Genomic DNA, 15746 nt, shown 5'->3' on the forward strand with positions numbered 1-15746 from the left:
TCGCGTTGCCCAGGGCGAGCCGTCGAACCTCGCTCCTTTCTGCTGGAGCGCTGGGCTGACGCCGAGGCGCTGTTCCAGCACGAGCATACACCGCAATTCCTGGAGGGCGTGGCGCAACACAGGCTGTCGTCGCGCTGCTAATAAAATTATAGAGGCATGAAGAAACGCGTAGCGGTAATGCCGTCGAATTAGAGGCTGAGCCTGAAACGAGAAGCCGGAAATGGTGGATCTTTCGCCGAAGTATTTTTTGGGATGCTCCTAAGGCAGTTATTGCCAATGTCGTTTTGATCCGCATCTCACTATAGACCTTGTTCATACCGGGTGAGGGGGCGATCAATTTGGGCCGTCCTCCCGTGCAAAAACTATATGAATTTGATCGACTTCCCGCTACGCATTCACGAATGATGGAGCAGATCTGCAACCAAGTCGCAGCTCAAAGTGTGGCAAATGTCTCCAGCGACACACGCAGCCAACGGATCTGGCCAAATGCTGGAGCTTCGAGGCTATAGGAGCGACCTGCAGGGCATCCTCGTTAGACTCGCCAGCTAGAAGGGCTTGGGCAGTGAACTCTAGATCTGCATTAAACGTATGAAGAGCACCGCTTATAGGGCCGCGTCTAACTAAGACTTATATCTCCGTAGGCGCCGTCCCAGTTGCTGACAGTACGGCCACGATAAAATGGATCGTAAATCCCGTCAGCATTGATCCTTCACAGCTGACTTTAAAAAGTACATAATCAAGTCCAGCAGTGAAGCACTAAAATCACAGAGCTTAGGTATTTCAAAGAGTTGGAGGATGAGTGATGGTCCCGTCCGCTGCGCCATATTCGGTCACCTGGAACGCTGAACGCCAGGTAGCCAAAGAAAGCCCGCTCATCGAGCGGGTTTTTTTCTGTCCGAAATATGGCAAAAAATCGTGCGCTAAACTTTTTTTAAATAAATTGCATTTAAATCAAGACATTACGATTTTTTGGTGTATGATGCGCCCACACCGAAACGAAGGGTGATTAGCTCAGCTGGGAGAGCGTCTGCCTTACAAGCAGAATGTCGGCGGTTCGATCCCGTCATCACCCACCATTCGCTTCATGTGTTACGCGCAGCGGTAGTTCAGTCGGTTAGAATACCGGCCTGTCACGCCGGGGGTCGCGGGTTCGAGTCCCGTCCGCTGCGCCATATTCGGCAACCTGGAACACTGAACGCCAGGTAGCCATAAGAAACCCGCTCATTGAGCGGGTTTTTTTTCGCCTGCGATTTAACACGCCTTACGGTGCGTTGCGGCTGTGGCGGTAATCGCTGACGGCTTCGTACACCGCTTTGCGCAGCCGGTTGATGCCGCCGATGGGGCGGTGCGCTTCCAAACCGAACCAGGGGTTGAACGACTGGTTATCGCACGCCAGGTTCTGCGCCGGCGTGTCGAAGTCCTGGGCGGGAATCCTGACCTTGGCCACGGTTTCATACGGCGCGTCGCTTTCCTTCCATTCGATGCTGGTGTCTTCGATGGGCATGAACGCCTGCGGGTTTTGCCGCTGGATCTGCAGCACGAAACACGCATCTACACGATCGGTGGACAGTTGCTGGTTGAGCGCGCTGCGCAGGAAGTTGGGCAGGTCCTGGTTCTGTTTGGGTAATACGTAATCCGGGCAGCTTTGCGGGTCGGGCGCGACGCGAAACTTGGCGTTGGCCGTGCCAAACTTGTAGGGCGACACTGAAAAGTAAGTCGTCTGCGTCGGGCTGGCCGGTGCGGGCGCCAGGGTTGCCAGGGCGATAAACAAGTGACGCACTTGCCAGCTGCGCGGGTCGAGCTTGGGAAAGAACGCCAGGACCTTCTTGCCATCCGCTTGCGCACCGACGTTTTGCGCGTATTCCGCGACATCGCTGACAAAGAAGTTCGGATGGCTGAACATCACGAAATCCTGCTCGGTACGCGCTTGCTGGTCGGCCATCAGTTGTTTGCCCGGCACATCCAACAGCTTGATCGCCATGCCGCGGGCATCGCGGATGCTGTCGAATTGCGGGTAGGCGTTGCCGTTGGACAGGCGCATTGTCGCCTGCCAGGTCTTGCCTGGTTCTGCGAACACGCCCTGGCGCAAGGCCGGATCGAGATCTGCCAGAACGCTGACCTCGGCTTTCACGCAACCATGGGCCTTGGCATGGGCATCACGCAGGTAGCGAGTGCCTTCGCGATGCTGGTCAACGATGCGCACGGCGGTCTGGATGATGCCTTGGGTCATCGCTGCTTCACCCGGCGGGATCTGTTCCTTCACCGACACCGGGCCCCTGTGCTGCCAGGCGAACCAGGCCGTGGCCAACACCCACCCCAGCAGGCCCAGGCCCAGTAGCCACAGCAGGGTTTTACCCACAAAGGCGCCAAGGCGCAGCCAGAGACGAGCAAGCATGGAGCGGTCCTTGTTTTGCGATCGGATAATCATGGCAGTTGTTGCTCCAGAGGGCCGCCCAGCACTTTGAGGTATTCGAGCAGCGCCCAGCGTTCCTGCGGCAGCAGGCCACGGCCGATAACGCCATTGCCACGCTCGCCGGCACGGAATTCGTGGCCGCTGTTGTGGTTGCCGGTGATTCTGGTATCGAACAGGAAGGCATTCTTGAAGGCGATGGTCTCAAACCCCAGGTGACGCGGGTCGTAGTTGAAGGTGCCTTTATAGAAGGTGGTGCTGCGTTCGTCCTGGGGCGAGAGCAGTTGGTAGATCGTCGGCACCGAACCGTTGTGAAGGAACGGCGGGGTGGCCCATACGCCGGCCAGCGGCCGCGCCTTGTAGGCACGCAACTCGCGCACGCCGATGGGCAGGCCGAACCCGTCCAGGCCTGGGCGCTCGGCCGGGGTGACGCCGGCCGCACGGTAGGCATGCTCTTCGACGAAGGCCGTGACATAGGCCAGGCCCTGGGCCACCGACATTTTTTTCAGGTCCATCGGCGCGGTGGGGGTGGGGTGCAGTTCGACATTGAGCCGGGCCAGTTCGGCCGGGTCCCATTGCAGGGCACTGAGGTCGTAGCGTTGGTCGGCAATGTTGTTGGCCGTGCCGGGGTCGGTGCCGATGTAGTCCACCGGCAGCATTTTCAACTGCTGCACCGGGCGGCCGTTTTCTTGGGTAACGGTGGGCAGGTGGCAGCCGGCGCAGTTCTCGGCAAAGAGTGTGCGGCCCTGGGCGGCGAGGGATTTGTCGATGGCCCCGAACAAGTCTTGCGGCCAGGTCGGCGGCTTGAGCCGTTGCAGGGTTTCTTCGATCAGGTGCAGGTCGCGCACCCGTACGCTGGACGGGTAGCGGGCATCGCCTTTGAGCGGTTGCCCGGCTGCGTCGAAGAACGCCAGGGTCGCGCCTACGCCAAGGGCTTCGCCGATGTTGCGCGCCATCGGCTGCTGGGCCGAGCCATTCCACTGCACCCAATCGAAGGTCCAGATGTCCCACAGCTGCGGGTAGTCCACCGGCGCATTGGCGACGCGATAATTGTCTGGGGAAATAGCGTCGCCAAAACTGGCGTTGGCGATGCGCCCAAAGGCATCCGTACGGCCCGGGCCTTCTTCGGTGGGGTAAAGGCCGCGATGGGTGTCATTCCAGGCGACTTTGAGGAACTGGTTCAACGATTGCTTGAAGTCCGTGCGCAGTTGATCGCGCTGAGCATCGTACTGATCCCCCAGCACCTTGTGGGCGAAGCGCTCGAACTTCCATGGGTTGTAATAGGTAGCGGCCAGGCTGGCGACCAGGGCCTGGCCGAAACTGCCGCCGCGCAACGTGGGAACGCTGGAGGGCAGCACGTGTTGCGCCGAGCCGCCGTCGATGCGCAGGGCCTGGCCCTTGAAGTGCAATTCGCCGGTGTGGCAGGCCGCACAGGTGATATCCAGGTACTGAGCCTTGCTGTCGGCGTTCTGGTGCCGGGCGAACCCTACCGGCAGGTTGCCAGGGTTTTGCGCGGTGGCCGTCTGCTTGGGGTCGACCAGGAAGCCGAAGCGCGCCAGGTATTCCGGCGCGGCAAAGCGTTGCTCGGAGAACGGCAGCTCCAGGGCGGTGAACCAGTCGTAGTGCAGGCCTTTTACTTGGGTGCCCTGGGGCGTGAAGTAGTAGGTCTGGCGGTCGGCGGCACTCCATTGCTCCTGGTAGTGCACCTGCTTTACTGGAACGTAGTCCGGCAGCTTTGGGTTGAGGGTGTAGTAGAGCACCACGGCCAGAATCAGGCCCAGTGCGATCAGTATCAGGAGTAAAACACGGGAAAAAATGCGCAAGATAACTATCCTTGTCGAATTGTCGCGTTGTTATGCCACTGCGCCACAGGTGCGGCAAGTAGCAATTGGCCCTCTATCAGGCGGTCCCGCGATCCGTCGCGGGGCCCCATGATAAATGGAAATGCTTTTAAACACGTGAACTTATCAGAAGTTTCCTGCTCACATGCCGGTAGCCATTGGTCGTGGCCGCCTGATAAGCTCGCGACTTTATTCGAATGCCCTTATGGCGCATGAACAAGGAAATAGCATGAAACAGCATCGGTTGGCGGCGGCGGTGGCCCTGGTTAGCCTGGTACTTGCGGGTTGTGATTCGCAGACCAGCGTAGAGCTGAAAACCCCGGCGCAAAAAGCTTCCTACGGCATCGGCCTGAACATGGGCAAGAGCCTTGCCCAAGAAGGCATGGACGACCTGGACTCCAAAGCTGTTGCCCAGGGCATCGAAGATGCCGTCGGCAAGAAAGAGCAGAAGCTCAAGGACGATGAGCTGGTTGAAGCGTTTGCCGCACTGCAAAAGCGTGCTGAAGAACGCATGACCAAAATGAGCGAAGAGTCGGCAGCCGCTGGCAAGAAATTCCTCGAAGACAACGCCAAGAAAGACGGTGTCGTCACCACCGCTTCCGGCCTGCAGTACAAGATCGTGAAGAAGGCCGACGGCGCCCAGCCTAAGCCAACCGACGTGGTGACTGTTCACTACACCGGCAAGCTCACCAACGGCACCACCTTTGACAGCTCCGTAGATCGCGGTAGCCCGATCGACCTGCCGGTCAGCGGCGTGATCCCGGGTTGGGTCGAAGGCCTGCAACTGATGCACGTGGGCGAGAAGGTTGAGCTGTACATCCCGTCCGACCTGGCCTACGGCGCCCAGAGCCCGAGCCCGGCGATCCCAGCGAACTCCGTGCTGGTATTCGACCTGGAACTGCTGGGCATCAAGGACCCAGCCAAGGCAGAAGCGGCTGACGCACCTGCTGCACCAGCCGCCAAGAAGTAATCGGCGCCTGAACATACAACGCCCCGTCTCGACGGGGCGTTGTTGTTTTCGGCGTTGGTCAAACGACGCAAAATTCCCTGTGGGAGCGGGCTTGCTCGCGAAAGCGGCTTGGCAGTCAACACAGTTGGATGGTGTACATGCAAAAGTAAGCAAAACGCTCTTGCCCCACCACTCGGCACCTCGCCTAGGCTCGGTGTGCCCGAACACAGTCTTGAATCCGTGGGCCGCCGCCCCGCGCCATCCATGGCGCGGGGCGGCTAAACCGGCATCCCTGCCGGTTTACCCCCCAAACCCCTGTCGAATTCCGGCCAGCGTGGTTTAACGGGGCGCCAAAGATCAAGATCACAAGCAGATCAAGAGCGGCTCGCTTCGCATCGTGGTTAGCGTTGGCTGCTACAGCCTGTAGTGTTGTGTAGAGACTTATGGCAATCGCAGGCAAGCCAGCCCCTACCTTTAAGCCTCTGCAAATCCAAACGAACGTCCGCAACCAGACACAGTCTGATATAAGACTCGAGCACGGGTAGCCGCACATACATGCCAAGTCAATGAATTCTTGGGTTTTTTTTATGTGCGCAAAAAACGCCCGATCTGACTGTAGGCCTTGTAGTCCGTGGCTTTCAGCCGATAAAACAGGCTCTGTTCACAAGGTTATCCACAATTTGTGTGGATAACCTTTTATGTCGCCTGGAACTGGAGTGCCCTATGAAACCACCGTTAAATTTCACCCGTTTCCTGCCTATGGCCGCGCGCTTGCTCGGTCGTGGGCGTTTGCCAACCTTGCTGTTTGCCGTCGCTGCCAAAGGCTCAAGCCAGGGCAATCGGCTCGGCCAGCTCAAGGATGATCTCAAGTTGCTGCAGGCCCTGTGCCTGGCTTACTGGCGCGGCGAATACCGTGCGATCAGCCCTAAGGCGTTGATCTCGGTGGTGGCGGGGCTGATGTATTTTCTTAGCCCGATTGATGCGATTCCGGATTTTCTTCCCATGTTCGGCATGCTCGACGACATCGCCGTGCTGGCGTGGGTCATGAAGACCCTGAGCGGCGAGCTGAGCGCCTTTCGTACCTGGCGCGATGCGCAACGTCCGGAAAAACTTGCGGTGGTTGAGCGCCTGCCTGCGACGCCTGAGCTGTTGGCCCGGGAAAACCCGCAAAAAAACTAATGATGCCTGGTATCCCCCGGCGACCTTCGTGGCTGTTAGGATTACACTCTTAAGGAAATAACTTACTTAGTAAGTGTTTTTATCCTACGGGGCAGTCATGGATATCCAGATCATTTCACGCGATGGCGAACCCGAGTATGCGGTGTTGCCATGGGACCAGTACCAGGCGCTGCTAAAAGCCGCCGGTCAGTTGCAACCGCCACGCGCTTCTCCTTCTGCTGCACCCACCGTCTCCGAGCAGGACCTGCGCCCGCTCGCAGCCCTGCGCGGCCTGCGTGAGGCCAAGGGCCTGGCGATCGAGGCCCTGGCGCGTACCGTGGGCATCAGCCCTTCGTATCTTGGATTGATAGAAAGTGGTGAACGCCAGCCGGATGCCGCCATTCGCCGCAGCCTGGCCTGGGAATTGGGCGTTGCAGGTTGGAGGGATGAGTCTTGAGCCTACGTATCAGCCGTCAACACTGGGATGGGTTAATCAATGAACTGGACCAGGCGCGTCGCCAGCGCCATTTGCTGACGTATCGTGCGCTGCTGGAGCGCCTGCAATTCCCCACGCCGGCCATGCAGACCCTGGCTGCGGCCCTGGAGCACCTGGCGGCGCTGGATGCCAAGGCGGAGCAACCGCTGCGCAGTTCCCTGGTGATCAGCCAGGGCGCGAGCCGCCTGCCACGCACCGGTTTTTTTGAGTGTGTGGAGCGACTGGGGCGGTTCAGCGGGCCTTCCGATGGTGTGGCCGCTGCGTCCTGGCATGCATCCGAAGTGGTGCGGGTGTTCGAGTACGAGTACCCGGAATCTGCCGAGGCCTAAAGCGCCTGGGAGCAGGTGTCCATGCTGTCGATCACGTGGATGCTGTAGCCCGCAACATCCTTGGCATGGTGCTTGGCTTGTGAAGCCAGCTCTGCCAATTGGCTGGCATCGAGTTGCGCACAGGCCTGTGGATACAAATGCACCACGCCGATGGACAGCGACAGCAATGCAAATTCCTGGCGCGCGCCCTGGCGGTTGAGGGCCACGAAGCACCCAGCCTCAAGGTGTTCAGCGCGGTAGAAGCGCCGGCATTGGGTGTGGAAATCGTCCAGCAATTGGTTGAGCCGCTTGCGCCAATCCTGCGGGCCCAACACCAGCAGAAAGTCATCGCCGCCAATGTGCCCGACAAAGTCGCGGCTGGGGTCTACCCGATCGTTCAAGCACTGCGCCAGGCACAGCAGCACTTCATCCCCGCGCCCGTAGCCGTAGATATCGTTGAACGGCTTGAAACTGTCGATATCCACATAGCAGATCACCGACTCGCGCTGTTGCTGCAACAGCCTAGTGAGGCACTGCTGGATCGGCACGTTGCCAGGCAGCAAGGTCAGCGGGTTGGCGTAGCGGGCCTGCTGGATTTTCAGTTCGGTGATCAATTTGAGCACGTCGATAACCCGGCCCAGCCCCAGATAATCACCGTTCAGGGTGATGATGAAATCCTCTTCGATGCGTTGTCGTGCGCGGCTGGTCAATAAGCGGCTGACCTGCTGCAAGGACTGGCTCAGTTCCACCGCCAAAAAATCATCGCTCATCAAGCGGCTGATGGGTTTGCGCGCGAACAAGTCGGTCGCGAATGGCTTGAGCAGCGCGTCCGATAGCGAATGCCGGTGCACAATGCCGACCGGGCGACCGCAGCCGTCCAACACCGCCAGCGAGTTGAGGTTGGCCTGGCGGCGGAACGATTCCAGCACTTGGGCGGTGGCGGTGTCTTGATCCACGGCGGGCTGCTCATTGAGCAGGGCGCTCAGGTCACTGCCTTCATCATTGAGGGCCAGCATGGCGTTATCCGGTTTGGGCAGCATCAGGCGCGCTTCCTGCGGGGGCTGTTCCTGAGGGCGGCAGAGCAGGTAGCCCTGGACCAGGTCGACGCCCATTTCGGTCAATACCGCCAGTTCTTCCGGCAACTCGATGCCTTCGGCAATCACTTGGGCGCGGGACGCCTTGGCGATCTGCAGGATGGAGCCGACAAACTCGCGCTTGAGGGCGTCCTGGTGAATGCCGTCGATAAAATGCCGGTCGATCTTCACGTAGTCCGGGCGCAGTTCCGACCACAAGCGCAAGCTGGAATAACCGGCGCCCAGGTCATCGAGTGCGATGGCAAAACCCATGTCGCGGTAGTGGTGCAAGGCGGTTTGCAACAGCGCGAAATCGTCGGTGGGCGCCTGCTCGGTGAGTTCGATCACCACCTGGCTGGGAGAAATACCGAAGTCGCGCAACAGTTGCAGGGTGCGCCCTGGCTGATGCGCGTGCTCCATCAACGATTCCGGCGAGATATTGAGGAACAGCTTGCCCGGCAGTTTCTGCTCGCTGAAGCGTCGGCATGCACGCTCTCGGCACGCCATGTCCAGCTCGCTCAGGCGCCCGGCATGGCTGGCCACCGAGAACAGCGCGACGGGGGAGTGCAGCGGGCTGTTGGACGGGCCGCGACTGAGGGCTTCGTAACCGAGGATGCGCCGCTCTGACAGGCAGATGATCGGTTGGAACAGGCTGTGCAAACTGCCTTGAGCCAGGATTGAGCCCAATGCATTCAGCTGTTCGGTCATGGTCATGGCGGTCTCGATCAAAAAAAAGGACCGCAGGCGTAAACCTGCGGTCCTTTTATTTCACGACAGAATGATGTCTATATGATGACACTCCGAGGAGCGATCACATTAAATCGCCATCATTTACTGCTTGGCCACCTGCTTGGTGATCTTCAGGTAATCCAGCAGGATCCGGCCAGTCTCGGCCAAGTAGGCGTCGTCTTCCGGCTTGGTTTTATCCGCCTCGGTCGGCAGCGCGTCTTCATCTTCTTTCTTCAGCTCTTTGAGCGGGTCTTCACCTTTGGCCTTGCGGCGGGTGTTTTCCAGCACCAGTTGCTGATTCTCGATGCTGGAGTGCTGTGCACGGCGATCCGCTTCGTTGAGGCTGACGGTCTTCTCTTCCATCAGCTTCTTGGCCAGGGCCAGCTTGTCGCGGATAAACACGAACTCGGCATCCTTGGCAGAGCGGGTGTCGTGGTCAGCCTTCAGCTGTGCCAGGAACGGCTTGAACGGATCCGACGCCGGCTTGATCGCAGGGCGGATGGTGTCCCACGGCATGGCTTCAGGCAGGGCGCTTTCGCCAATTTCCTTGGTGTCGATGATCGACGGGAAATCGATATCCGGCAGTACGCCCTGATGCTGGGTGCTCTGCCCGGAGACCCGGTAGAACTTGGCCAGTGTCAGCTTAAGCTCGCCATGGTTCAGCGGCTGGATGGTCTGCACGGTGCCTTTGCCGAAGGTCTGGCCGCCGATGATCAGTGCACGGTGGTAGTCCTGCATGGCACCGGCGAAAATCTCCGAGGCCGAGGCCGAGAGGCGGTTGACCAGCAGCGCCATCGGCCCTTTGTAGAAGGCTCCCGGGTTCTCGTCTTCGAGCACGTCGACACGGCCGTCAGCGTTGCGTACCAACACGGTCGGGCCCTTGTCGATAAACAGGCTGGTCAGCTCGGTGGCTTCCTGCAGGGAGCCGCCGCCGTTGTTGCGCAGGTCGATGACCACGCCGTCGACTTTCTCTTTCTGCAGTTCTGTGAGGATTTTCTTCACGTCGCGGGTGGTGGACTTGTAGTCCGGATCACCGGCACGGAACGCCTTGAAGTCCAGGTAGAAGGCCGGGATTTCAATCACCCCCAGCTTGTAGTCCTTGCCATCCTGCTTGAGGTTGAGGACTTTCTTCTGCACGGCCTGGTCTTCGAGCTTCACCGCTTCACGGGTGATGGACACGATCTTGCTGGTCTGGTCGTTCGGTGCATTGGTGTGCGGAATCACTTCCAGGCGCACCACGCTGCCTTTAGGCCCACGGATCAGCTTGACCACTTCGTCCAGGCGCCAGCCGACCACATCGACCATCTCTTTGTCGGCCTGGGCCACGCCGATGATCTTGTCGGCCGGTGCCACTTGCTTGGTTTTGTCAGCCGGGCCTGCCGGCACCAGACGTACAATCTTCACCTGGTCATTGTCGCTTTGCAGGACGGCACCGATGCCTTCCAGGGACAGACTCATATTGATATCGAAATTTTCCGCGTTATCTGGCGACAGATAATTGGTGTGCGGGTCGTAGGACATCGCAAAGGTGTTGATGTAGGCCTGGAAGATATCCTCGGCACGGGTCTGGTCCAGGCGCGCCAGCTGGTTTTTGTAGCGCTTGGTCAACAGCTCTTGAATGGCCTTGGGCTCTTTGCCGGCGATCTTCAAGCGCAGCACTTCGTCCTTGACGCGTTTGCGCCACAGGTCGTCCAGGGCTGCGGTGCTGGTCAGCCAAGGGGCGTCCTTGCGGTCCACCAGAAGGGTTTCTTTCTGGGTGAAATCGAGCTTGTCGACGCCTTTGTTCAGCTCACCCAGGGCGAAGTCCAGACGCGCTTTGACGCGGTCCAGGTAGCGCTTGTAGATGGTGAAGCCAGGCTGCAGGTCGCCGCTCTTGAGGAAGTCGTCGAATTGCGTCTTCCACTTGTCGAACTCAGCGATATCGCTGGCCAGGAAGTAGCTGCGCGACGGGTCCAGCAGCTTGAGGTAGCTGTCGTAGATGATCACTGAGCGAGCGTCGTCCAGCGGCGGCTTGCTGTAGTGATGGCGCTTAAGCAACTCGACGACGTTAAGGCTGGCAATCACCTCATCGCGATCAGGCTGAAGGTTGTCCCAGCTATTGGCTGCGAACGTATTGGTCGACATCGACGCGAAGCCGAGACCAATGAAAAAAGCGAGGGCGGTGCTGGGGAACAGATGCTTCATGCTGATTCGACGCGGGGGCAATTGATAACGCATATTAGGCCGTCTTTGAGGGAGCCGGTTCCATATGGTCCGGTCGCATAATGCAAAAAGCCCGGCGCTACAGCACCGGGCTCAGTCCAGACTCACTATGGAGGCACTGTGAAAGCATTGCAAGGCGTTGACGGTGATGTGGGGGGCTAGAACAACCCCGTCCTACGTTCGGTGTAGTCCATATTGCTAATAGCCTGGCCGAAACCTAGATTGAAATGCAGTCAGTGTGGGAGCTGGCTTGCCTGCGATAGCGGTGCACCAGATGAAGAATTCTTCACTGTTGCACCGCTATCGCAGGCAAGCCAGCTCCCACAGGTTGATCTCTATTGATTCAGGTCCAATGGTGGATCGGCCAGCCGGCCTGTTCGGCATGGGCGCGCAATACGGGGTCCGGGTTCACTGCCTGCGGGTGATCCACCTTGAGTAGCAGCGGCAAGTCATTGCGCGAGTCCGAATAGAAATAGGCACCTTCAAGGGTTTCGCCTTCCTGCGCCAGCCATTCCACCAAGCGCGTGATCTTGCCCTCACGATAGGTCAGCACGCCTACGGTCTTACCGCTGTACACGCCGTGGCTGACTTCTAGGTTGATCCCCAGCACTTCCTCAATGCCGATACGCGCCGCAATCGGCGTGACCAGGTGAGTGCCCGACGCGGAAATCACCAGGATCCGGTCGCCGTTCGCGCGGTGGCGGGCGATGGTCTTGGTGGTGTCGCTGTAGATCAGCGGCTCGATCACGTCCTCGACCCACGGCTCCACCAGGTGCTCGATTTCTTCCGGAGTGCGGCCGATCATCGGCTCCAGGCTGAAATCCATGAAATCTTCCATCCGCAGCTGGCCCTGGCTGTAGGCGTCCATCAGCTCGTTGTTCCGGCGCATGAACGACTCAGGGTCTACCCAGCCGAGGCGGCCCATCTGTTCGCTCCACAGCGTGGCGCAGTCGCCGTGAATCAGGGTGTCGTCCAGATCAAAAATTACCAATGCCATCCTTCATGCTCTCTCTCAATAGGTCGCTGCCTGTCAGGCTACTTCACACAGTGCGCTGGGGTCGATGGAAAGTGCCAGGCGCTGGCCATCCGGGTGCAGGTCGTCGGCCGAACGATTGAGTACGTCCACCACCAGCTCGACACCGCGGGCTTCGATGCGGTAGCGAATCACGTTACCCAGCAGGCTGTGGCTACGCACCAGCGCATCGAGCTCGCCGCTGCGGCTCAACTCGATGGCTTCGGGGCGAATCGCGATGCGCCCGCTGATCGGCCGTTGCAGCAGTTGGCTGGCCTTGTCGGCATCGAGCAGGTTGTAGTTGCCGATAAACCCGGCAGCGAACGCATCCACCGGCGCGGTATAGAGGGTTTCGGCATCGCCGCTCTGCACGATCTTGCCCTGGTTCATCAAGAAGATGCGGTCGGACATGGTCAGGGCTTCTTCCTGGTCGTGGGTCACGAAGATCGTGGTCAACCCCAGTTCGCGCTGGATCTGGCGGATCTGTTCGCGCAAATGCTTGCGAATCCGTGCATCCAATGCCGACAGCGGTTCATCGAGCAGCAGCAGGCGCGGGCGGGTCACCAGGGAGCGGGCGAGGGCGACGCGCTGGCACTGGCCACCGGACATCTGGTGCGGGTAGCGGCCGGCCAGGTCCTTGAGCTCCACCAGTTGCAGCACTTCTTGTACGCGCTTGTGGCTGTCGTCGGCGTTGACTTTCTGCATGCGCAGGCCGAAGGCAACGTTCTGCTCTACGGTCATGTTGGGGAACAGCGCGTAGCTCTGGAACACCATGCCGATCTGGCGTTTCTGCGGGCTCAGGGGCACGATGTCCTGGCCATCCAGGAGGATTTGGCCACTGTCCACCGGGGTAAGCCCGGCGATACAGCGCAGCAGGGTGGATTTGCCGCAACCGGACGGGCCGAGCAGGGTGACGAACTCGCCTTTGGCGATCTCGCAATTGATATCGCTGAACACCGGGGTGCCGGTGTAGCCTTTTTGCAGGTGTTGGACGCTGACGAAGCTCATTGGCTTTTGTCCTTGTTCAAGAGCGTGGCGGCCCAGGTGAGCACCAGCACAAAGAAGAAATAGGAGATCACCACGGCACTGGTGAAATGGCCGCTGCTGTTGCGCATGTTGTTGAGGTACACCTGCAGGGTTTCGTAGCGGGTGCCGACGAGGATGTTGGCGAACACGAACTCGCCGAACAGGAACGAGAACGACAGCAGCAGCGCCACCATCAGGCCCTTGCGCAGGTTGGGCAGCACCACCAGGATCGCGGCCTGCCAGGTGCTGGCGCCGAGCAGTTGCGAAGCGTCCATCAGGTCGCGCAGGTTGATGGCTTGCAGGTTGTTGGTGATCGCGCGGTACATGAACGGCAGCGCGACGGTGAAGTAGCAGCCGATCAAAATCCACGGCGTGCCCACCATCGCCAGCGGCCCGGACCCGTACAGTTGCAGCAGACCCACCGAGGACACCACCGGCGGCACCGCGAAGGGCAGCAGGATGAGGATGTTCATCAGCGCGTCGAGCTTGGGAAAGTGGTAATGCACCACGAACAGCAGCGGCAAAATCAACACCACCGAAAGGATCAGTGCGCCCACGCACACCAGCAACGATTGCCCGAAGGCCATCAGAAAACGCGGGTCGCTCCACAGCTGTACATACCACTTCACGCTGAAGCCGGCGGGAAGGATGGTTGCCGACCAACTGCTGGAAATCGAGTAGACAAAGGTGCCTACCAAAGGCAGCACCAGGATCAGGAACAACAGGTACACCACCACCCGATGGTAGAGGGAGGCCGGGCCGGCTTCAGCGCGAGACATGGTAGCTCCTCTTGAGCAGCAATTGATGCACCACCGTGACCACGGTCATCAGCGCCACCAGCACCACGGCCAGGGCACTGGCCATGTTCGGGTCCAACGACACATCGCCGGACACCAGGCCCGCAATGCGAATCGGCAGCACGTTGAAGTTGCCGGTAGTAAGCGCATAGACCGTGGCGTAGGCGCCGAGGGCGTTGGCCAACAGGATCACAAAGGTACCGAGCAGGGCCGGGGTGAGCACCGGCAGGCCGATATGCCGCCAGAACTGCCAGCCATTCGCGCCGAGCAGGGCGGCCGACTCGCGCCAGTCTTCGCGCAGTGCGTCGAAGGCCGGGTAGAGCAGCAGCACGCCGAGGGGAATCTGGAAGTAGGTATACAGGATGATCAAGCCGGTCTTCGAGTACAGGTTGAAGTCTTCTATGATCCCGGCCTGCTTGAGCATGAGGGTGATGCTGCCGTTGAACCCCAGCAGGATGATAAACGCGAAGGCCAGGGGTACGCCGGCGAAGTTGCTGGTCATGTTGGCGAACGCGGTGACAAAGTTGCGCAGCGGCGAATCCACTCGGCGCAGTGAGTAGCTGCCCAGGGTGGCGATGATGATGCCGAAGATGCTGGAGTAGAAACTGATCTCCAGGCTGAACTGGATCGCCTGCCGGTAGAACTTCGAGGTGAAGATGCGGGTGAAGTTTTCCAGGCTCCAGCCGGCCTCTTCGGTTTGCAGGCTGCTGATCAGCACCCACACCAGCGGCGCGATTTCGAACACGATAAAGAACAGTGCGAAGGGCAGCAGGCATAGCAGGGCCAGCCATTTGCCGCGGGTCAATGCATTCACTTGAGCAACTCCCGGCACACAGGTTTGTCGTGGGGCACGCCCAGCAGTTCGCAGACCGTGCCGCACAGGTCGGTCTGTTTCGGCGCAGCGTCAGTGTCCAGGCTGAAGGCGTCACCCAGGACAAACAGCGGCACTTCTCGTTCTTCGCGCAACAGGCCGTTGTGGGAGCGGTCGTTGTTCATGCCGTGGTCAGCGGTGACCAGTACCTGGTAGCCGGCATCGAGCCAGCCTTGCAGGTAGTCGGCCAGGATGATGTCCGCCGAGCGTGCGCTGTTGCGGTATTGCGCGGTGTCGAGGCCGTGCTTGTGGCCGGCATCGTCGATGTTCATCGGGTGCACCAGCAAAAAGTTTGGCGCGTGCTTGAGCCGCAGGCTTTCCGCATCGGCGAACAGGTGGGAATCGGGGTAGTGGTCATTCCAGTAGAAATGCCCGTGCTGGATCGCCAGCGCCTTGTCGTCGGTGTGACGATCGCGGGCGGCGAGAAAGGGCGTGCGGTTATACAGCTCGCTGACCCAATGGTAAGCCGCTGCCGCGGTGCTCAAGCCTGCGTCGGTGGCGTAGTGGAAAATGCTGCGCTGGTTGGACAGGCGCGAGACGTTGTTGTGCACGATACCGCTTTGAATCGGCGGCACGCCGGTGAGGATGCACTCGTACAGCGGGCGGGACAGGGCAGGCAGTTCACATTCCAGTGTGTAAAGGGCTGCGCGTCCTGCGCCGACATAGGCCTGCAAGTGCCCCATGGCGTGCCGGGCGACCTCGAAGTTGAGGCCGTCGAGCACCACAAGGATGACATTGTGCTTCATGGGGGCTGGGGCTCCGCAACAGATGGTATAGCTCAGTATCAACTTGGAATGGAATCAAATGTGGGAGCTGGCTTGCCTGCGATGGCGGTGTATCAGTGGACACAAATATTGAGTGTCAGACCGCTATC

The 15746-nt window shown here is 59.7% G+C and carries 13 protein-coding genes and 2 tRNA genes; 6 read left to right on the top strand and 9 right to left on the bottom strand.

Annotated features, from left to right (window positions below; all coding sequences use genetic code 11):
- The first annotated feature begins 1000 nt into the window (after positions 1-1000).
- Both QK296_RS18810 and QK296_RS18815 read left to right on the top strand, forming a co-directional pair.
- Positions 1001-1076: transfer RNA gene (locus QK296_RS18810), tRNA-Val, on the top strand.
- 19 nt (positions 1077-1095) lie between these two features.
- Positions 1096-1172 (top strand) — tRNA-Asp (locus QK296_RS18815).
- A gap of 89 nt (positions 1173-1261) precedes the next feature.
- Here QK296_RS18815 and QK296_RS18820 read toward each other — a convergent pair.
- Complete coding sequence (locus QK296_RS18820) at positions 1262-2395, bottom strand: catalase family protein (protein WP_282391175.1); 1134 nt, start codon at positions 2393-2395, stop codon at positions 1262-1264.
- Between the two features lie 29 nt (positions 2396-2424).
- Complete coding sequence (locus tag QK296_RS18825; RefSeq protein WP_212614018.1) at positions 2425-4233, bottom strand: di-heme-cytochrome C peroxidase; 1809 nt, start codon at positions 4231-4233, stop codon at positions 2425-2427.
- Between the two features lie 247 nt (positions 4234-4480).
- Here QK296_RS18825 and QK296_RS18830 point away from each other — a divergent pair, with 247 nt between their 5' ends.
- The 4 genes from QK296_RS18830 (at position 4481) to QK296_RS18845 (ending at position 7183) form a co-directional block, all read left to right on the top strand.
- Complete coding sequence (locus tag QK296_RS18830; protein WP_005786709.1) at positions 4481-5221, top strand: FKBP-type peptidyl-prolyl cis-trans isomerase; 741 nt, start codon at positions 4481-4483, stop codon at positions 5219-5221.
- 702 nt (positions 5222-5923) lie between these two features.
- Entirely contained in the window at positions 5924-6379 is a 456-nt protein-coding gene (locus tag QK296_RS18835; protein ID WP_282391176.1) for a YkvA family protein, read from the top strand.
- 97 nt (positions 6380-6476) lie between these two features.
- On the top strand, positions 6477-6815 hold the full coding sequence (locus QK296_RS18840; protein ID WP_282391177.1) for a helix-turn-helix transcriptional regulator: 339 nt from the start codon (positions 6477-6479) through the stop codon (positions 6813-6815).
- Complete coding sequence (locus tag QK296_RS18845) at positions 6812-7183, top strand: hypothetical protein (RefSeq protein ID WP_003190138.1); 372 nt, start codon at positions 6812-6814, stop codon at positions 7181-7183. The genes QK296_RS18840 and QK296_RS18845 overlap by 4 nt, the downstream gene beginning before the upstream one ends.
- Here the strand turns inward: QK296_RS18845 and QK296_RS18850 are convergent.
- The 7 genes from QK296_RS18850 to QK296_RS18880 form a co-directional block, all read right to left on the bottom strand.
- Positions 7180-8949: a bifunctional diguanylate cyclase/phosphodiesterase gene (locus QK296_RS18850; protein ID WP_003190139.1), complete on the bottom strand. Its 1770-nt coding sequence runs from the start codon at positions 8947-8949 to the stop codon at positions 7180-7182. The two genes, QK296_RS18845 and QK296_RS18850, sit on opposite strands and share 4 nt — an antisense overlap.
- Before the next feature lie 117 nt (positions 8950-9066).
- Positions 9067-11148: a carboxy terminal-processing peptidase gene (locus tag QK296_RS18855; protein ID WP_223816873.1), complete on the bottom strand. Its 2082-nt coding sequence runs from the start codon at positions 11146-11148 to the stop codon at positions 9067-9069.
- A gap of 361 nt (positions 11149-11509) precedes the next feature.
- Entirely contained in the window at positions 11510-12163 is a 654-nt protein-coding gene (locus tag QK296_RS18860; protein WP_282391178.1) for an HAD family hydrolase, read from the bottom strand.
- A gap of 33 nt (positions 12164-12196) precedes the next feature.
- Complete coding sequence (locus QK296_RS18865) at positions 12197-13186, bottom strand: ABC transporter ATP-binding protein (RefSeq protein ID WP_003190143.1); 990 nt, start codon at positions 13184-13186, stop codon at positions 12197-12199.
- Positions 13183-13983: an ABC transporter permease gene (locus QK296_RS18870; protein ID WP_003190144.1), complete on the bottom strand. Its 801-nt coding sequence runs from the start codon at positions 13981-13983 to the stop codon at positions 13183-13185. The genes QK296_RS18865 and QK296_RS18870 overlap by 4 nt, the downstream gene beginning before the upstream one ends.
- Positions 13970-14815, bottom strand: a complete 846-nt coding sequence (locus QK296_RS18875; protein ID WP_003190145.1) for an ABC transporter permease subunit — start codon at positions 14813-14815, stop codon at positions 13970-13972. The genes QK296_RS18870 and QK296_RS18875 overlap by 14 nt, the downstream gene beginning before the upstream one ends.
- Positions 14812-15618, bottom strand: a complete 807-nt coding sequence (locus QK296_RS18880; protein ID WP_078466978.1) for an alkaline phosphatase family protein — start codon at positions 15616-15618, stop codon at positions 14812-14814. The genes QK296_RS18875 and QK296_RS18880 overlap by 4 nt, the downstream gene beginning before the upstream one ends.
- Between the last annotated feature and the right edge of the window lie 128 nt (positions 15619-15746).

The organism is Pseudomonas sp. AL10, assembly GCF_029960685.1.
GTDB lineage: Bacteria > Pseudomonadota > Gammaproteobacteria > Pseudomonadales > Pseudomonadaceae > Aquipseudomonas > Aquipseudomonas lactis.

Coding starts and splice junctions, on each gene's coding strand:
- QK296_RS18880 (WP_078466978.1), bottom strand. CDS start 15,618: ATGAAGCACAATGTCATCCTTGTGGTGCTCGACGGCCTCAACTTCGAG.
- QK296_RS18855 (WP_223816873.1), bottom strand. CDS start 11,148: ATGAAGCATCTGTTCCCCAGCACCGCCCTCGCTTTTTTCATTGGTCTC.
- QK296_RS18850 (WP_003190139.1), bottom strand. CDS start 8,949: ATGACCATGACCGAACAGCTGAATGCATTGGGCTCAATCCTGGCTCAA.
- QK296_RS18865 (WP_003190143.1), bottom strand. CDS start 13,186: ATGAGCTTCGTCAGCGTCCAACACCTGCAAAAAGGCTACACCGGCACC.
- QK296_RS18830 (WP_005786709.1), top strand. CDS start 4,481: ATGAAACAGCATCGGTTGGCGGCGGCGGTGGCCCTGGTTAGCCTGGTA.
- QK296_RS18835 (WP_282391176.1), top strand. CDS start 5,924: ATGAAACCACCGTTAAATTTCACCCGTTTCCTGCCTATGGCCGCGCGC.
- QK296_RS18870 (WP_003190144.1), bottom strand. CDS start 13,983: ATGTCTCGCGCTGAAGCCGGCCCGGCCTCCCTCTACCATCGGGTGGTG.
- QK296_RS18860 (WP_282391178.1), bottom strand. CDS start 12,163: ATGGCATTGGTAATTTTTGATCTGGACGACACCCTGATTCACGGCGAC.
- QK296_RS18840 (WP_282391177.1), top strand. CDS start 6,477: ATGGATATCCAGATCATTTCACGCGATGGCGAACCCGAGTATGCGGTG.
- QK296_RS18820 (WP_282391175.1), bottom strand. CDS start 2,395: ATGCTTGCTCGTCTCTGGCTGCGCCTTGGCGCCTTTGTGGGTAAAACC.